General features: G+C 65.9%; 4 protein-coding genes. All 4 read right to left on the bottom strand.

Features of this window, described 5'->3' with window-relative positions; all coding sequences use genetic code 11:
- The coding region (locus K8I61_18875) for a hypothetical protein (protein MBZ0274110.1) at positions 1–362 on the bottom strand (362 nt) is incomplete at its 3' end.
- Positions 363–738: 376 nt separating this feature from the next.
- The gene (locus K8I61_18880) at positions 739–1,593 is read right to left on the bottom strand and encodes a hypothetical protein (GenBank protein MBZ0274111.1); all 855 of its coding nucleotides are present in this window, start codon (positions 1,591–1,593) and stop codon (positions 739–741) included.
- A 396-nt stretch (positions 1,594–1,989) separates the two neighbouring features.
- On the bottom strand, positions 1,990–2,556 hold the full coding sequence (locus K8I61_18885; GenBank protein ID MBZ0274112.1) for a hypothetical protein: 567 nt from the start codon (positions 2,554–2,556) through the stop codon (positions 1,990–1,992).
- Between the two features lie 213 nt (positions 2,557–2,769).
- A complete protein-coding gene (locus K8I61_18890; protein ID MBZ0274113.1) occupies positions 2,770–4,131 on the bottom strand; it encodes a hypothetical protein in 1,362 nt (453 codons plus the stop codon).
- Between the last annotated feature and the right edge of the window lie 238 nt (positions 4,132–4,369).

The following is a 4,369-nucleotide window of genomic DNA, read 5'->3' on the forward strand; positions in this document are numbered from 1 at the left end:
AGCATAAGGATGAAACGCTGAGCGCCGCCTGTGGCAAGGGTCCAGGGGAGAATGTGGACGATGACCGGGCGGGTGCGGGCGCGGACGATGTCGGCCGGGCGGACGGATTTTTCGAAGCAGGTGAGGACACCTGCGGTCCCGGGGTGGTGCCGCGCCGTGGAGACGCGCGGCGAGGTATTTGCCGGCGCACCGGGGAGAGACGATTGACTCGAAGCAGGCGGGACGCCTGCGCTCCCGGGGACGGCGCGCGTGACGAAACGCCATGGGCCGGAGGAGAGGACGCGCTGGTTTTCGCGGACCCATTCGCTTGTCACCGCGACGGTGCGTCCGTGCGGGTTTGTGATGAGATGCGCGTCGGTCATGGGGTTGTCATCCGGGAGAGGTGAATTCCGACGAGGCGGTGGGGCCTCGCCGGGTGTCGGGGCGATGTTATTTCGAAGAACGGTTCATGCCGGGGCGGTGTCGACCGCGCACTCCGCCCGCCTCCGCCAAGGCTCCGGCGCGGCTGCGTTTGCGGCCCTGACATCGCGAAGGCGGCGATGCCGGGGCGGTATCGACCGCGCACTCCGCCCGCCTCCGCCAAGGCTCCGGCGCGGCTGCGTTTGCGGCCCTGACATCGCGAATGCGGTGATGCTGGGGCGGAATCGACCGCGCACTCCGCCCGCCTCCGCCAAGGCTCCGGCGCGGCTGCGTTTGCGGCCCTGACATCGCGGCGCCGGGCACGGGGATGCGATGCGATCAGTACGACAGGATGTCGACGGCCCAGGCGTCGTTGAGCGTGGCGAAGCCGTAGATGACATCGACGGTGACGAGGGTGCCGAGGTATTCGGGAATGTAGTTGGCCTGGACGCGTGGTCCGAGCTGGATGGCGAGCGCGAAGGCGCCGCGCTGGAACATGAGGTTGTGGCGCGTGTCGATGCCGGAGACGGTCGTCTGGGCGACGTTGTTGGACATGTAGACCTTGCAGCCGAGGATGTCGCCGAGAAGGCCGGTCTGCGTCGGCGCGTTGGGGTCCTGGGGGCTCGTGAAGTCGCGCGAGGTGAACTGGTCGATCTTCAGGATGTCGCCCTTGGCCTGCGGGCTGATGACGAGAAAACGCTCCTCGCCGGGGGTGTCCGCGGAGTCGAGCTGCGTCATGGCGTCGATGAGGTGCGTGTCCTCGATCGTGCCGCCGTCGACCTGGATCGAGAGGCCCGCGTACAGGCCGAGCAGGTGCGTGTCGATGGCTTTGGCGATCGCGTAGCCGGCCTTGCGCGTGTACACCTCGCGCAGGCTCGACTTCGCCTGCACGGCGACGATGTCCTCGATGAGGAAGCTGACTTCCTTGTGGTTGGACAGCGAGATGGAGACCTTCTCCTCCGTCGCGGACTGCGGGGAGACCTGCGCGTTCGGCGTCTTGTTCTGCGCCTGGAAATTGGAGACACGCGGGACGTGGATGACGTCGCCGCCCTCGATGGCGACATCGTCAAAGCGGGTGACGAGATTGGCCATCACGAGGTTTGATTCCGCGGCCTCCAGGACGTCGAGTGCCCAGAGCTCCGGGATGAAGCTCGCCGCGGTCGTGGGGGTCATGTGGTTTGTTCCGAGGGACATCGTTGCTCCTTATCGCGGGTGTTTTTTTCGGCGGTACGCCCTTCGGCTTCGCTCAGGGCAAGCTCCGGGCACGGGGAAGACACGGAGGACACAGAGAAAAAGCGGCTGAAAGACTGGAAGTCTGGAAGGTCATCGCGGAACGCATCCGTGGATTGCGCAGATTTCGCAGATTTTTTTTCAACGCAAAGACGCGAAGAACGCGAAGGGCTTGTCATCCTGAGCGGAGCGAACGGCTTGTCATCCTGAGCGGAGCGAAGGATCTCGTTGATTGGCCACGGAGACCCTTCGCTTCGCTCAGGGTGACAAACGCGCTCAGGGTGACAAACGCGCTCAGGATGACAAACGCGTTCAGGGTGACAAACGCGCTCAGGGTGACAAGGCGCCCTGGGCGATTCGTCAGCCGCGCCTCCCAAGACTTTTTGCGCGTTCTTCGAGCGCGGGGCGGAGTTGGCGGAGGTCGGAAAGGGTTCGCGGCGGCGCGCCGCCGGGCGCGGGGACGTTTGAGGCGCGCGAACCCGCGCCTCCGCCGGCGCGTCCCGCCGCGAGGTTCGGGTTTTCGTCGAGAAACGCACGCACCGTTTCGGTGAAGCGATTCGGCTCGACGAGCTTTTCGGCGCCGCCGTCGTCCTCGATCGCGATGCGCGGCTCGCCGTCGGTCGAAAAGCGCACGCGGTCCCACATCAGGCGCACGACCTGATCGGCGCGGTACGCGCCGGCGTTGGACGCGGCCTCGGTGAGAAGCTGCCGCGCGCGGGAGGTCTTGTAGCGCGTCTCCCACTCGCGGGCTTCGTTCGCGAGACGTTCGCGCTCGCGGCCAAGCTCATCGAGGCGGCGGGCGGACTCGGCGCGCGCGCGCTCGTCGTCGTTCATGTTCGCGGACTCCAGGCGCGCGAGCGTCTCGGACAGGCGCGCGGCCAGGTCGGCGAGGCCGGGCTGTTCGGGAGATTCGGGTTTGTCGGACATACGTTGCCTTGTCGGTTCGAGGAGGTTTTTTTTCGGCGGTACACGGAGAGCACGGAGGAGACACAGAGGGCACAGAGATTTTTTATTTTTCTGTTTTTCTAAACTTCGGACTCCGTGTTCTCTGTGTCTTCTCTGTGCGCTCCGCAGACCCGCTCCCTGACGGTCGCGGTTCGTGTTTCTTGCGCTTCGTATCGCGCGGTTTTGCGGAGTGCGTTAGTTCAACACGCGATCGGCCGCGGCGATTTCGGCGAAGACGTCGTCGCGGTGCGTCGCGGGGATTTCGCGAAGGAGCGTGCGCGCCAGGCGTTCGAGGATACGGCGGCGGAACGCGGGGCCGACGGGCAGCGCGAGCGTCTGCTTCGCCTCGGCGAGAAGCCGACCCGGATCGTCCGCACCAAAGTCGCCGGGAAATTCGATGACGCCGCCCCACTCCGGGTGCGCGATGCGCAGCACCTGCTCAAACGCACGCGCGGCCTGCGCGGCGGCGTCGGCGAGAGCCTGATTGGTATCGAGAAAGTCGTACGCCTTGGCGATGCCGCTTGCGACGTTGCCTTCGCGCGCCGATCCGCGCACAAGCGAGGCCAGGCGATAGACTTCGTCGATCAGGCCGTCGATGCGGCGCATGAGGACCTCGGCCGGGCCGACATCCGGGTGGATGAAGCTCGGCGCGTTGCGTCCTTCGGGGTAGAGGAAGATGGAGCTTGTGCCCAGGCGCGCGATGTCGCCGGCCTCGCCGTATTCCTCCGCGCTGCCCTCGGCGACGAGCTGCGAAAACGTCTGGCGGTAGAGGATCTCCGAGAGCAGCGAGCCGAGGTTGAAGATTTCGCGGTTGACGTAAACGATCGACGCGAGAAGCGACTCGCCGATGACGGGATCGTCGGAATCGCGAAAGCGCAGCGAGACGAACGGTGCGCGGCCGTATGGGTTTTCGCCGCGGGCGATGACCTCGCCCTCGCCGTCGATGAGCGCCCACTCGCGCGCGGTCCACAGGCGATACACCTCGCGCGCGCTCGCGCCGGGTTTGTCGGGCGAGGCATCGCGCGTGCGCTCTCGAACGAGGCACCAGGAGACGCACCCGCACCCGTCGGTTTCCCAGTTGACGAAATCGTCGGCGCTAACGAGGTGGAGGTAGTCGGCAAGGCCAAGCGCGATCTCGTCAGCGCGCGTTTCGGGCGCGTCGCCGGAGACCGGGCGATCGACACCGACGACGACGTGTCCGTGGATCGCGGCCAGGGTGAACGCGCGTTTCATGAAGGCGTAAAGCGAGCCGCCTCGGCCGTCGGCATTTTCGATGAGGCGTCGGATGGGGGCGTCGGGGACGATGGCGGGAGGAACGCGGAAGACGTAGGAGGCGTAGGTGTCGACGACCGGGCGGCAGTAGTTGAGGTAATACGCGCGATGGAGGCGGCGATCGTGGTCACCGCCGTTCTCCAGGCGATGCGAGAAGAGGTTGCCGGCGTGGATATAGTCGCGCCCGCCGCGATAGGACGCACCGGCAAGGCGCCAGAAATTCTCGCGCGCGATGTGCAGCGGATGGCGCGAGGCGACGAGATCGGCGAAGGGTGCGCGGCGCATGGGGCCTCGATTGAAGATTGAAGATTGAAGATTGAAGATTGAAGATTGAAGATTGGCGCGTTCGCCTATCGCGAAATGACCGGGTGTCGAATGGCTGACGCGGAGGCGCGGGGAACGCGGAGGGAATGGAGGAAAAATGGAGCGGTTTAAGGGGGTTAGCGGGGAAAATGGCACGTGTTATGGCGCGCGGAGGCGTTGCGGGATGACGCGCATTGGCGCGAGGTGGGGGTGTTTGGCG

It is taken from the genome of bacterium, from assembly GCA_019912885.1.
Lineage (GTDB): Bacteria > Lernaellota > Lernaellaia > JACKCT01 > JACKCT01 > JAIOHV01.

Coding starts and splice junctions, on each gene's coding strand:
- K8I61_18880 (MBZ0274111.1), bottom strand. CDS start 1,593: ATGTCCCTCGGAACAAACCACATGACCCCCACGACCGCGGCGAGCTTC.
- K8I61_18885 (MBZ0274112.1), bottom strand. CDS start 2,556: ATGTCCGACAAACCCGAATCTCCCGAACAGCCCGGCCTCGCCGACCTG.
- K8I61_18890 (MBZ0274113.1), bottom strand. CDS start 4,131: ATGCGCCGCGCACCCTTCGCCGATCTCGTCGCCTCGCGCCATCCGCTG.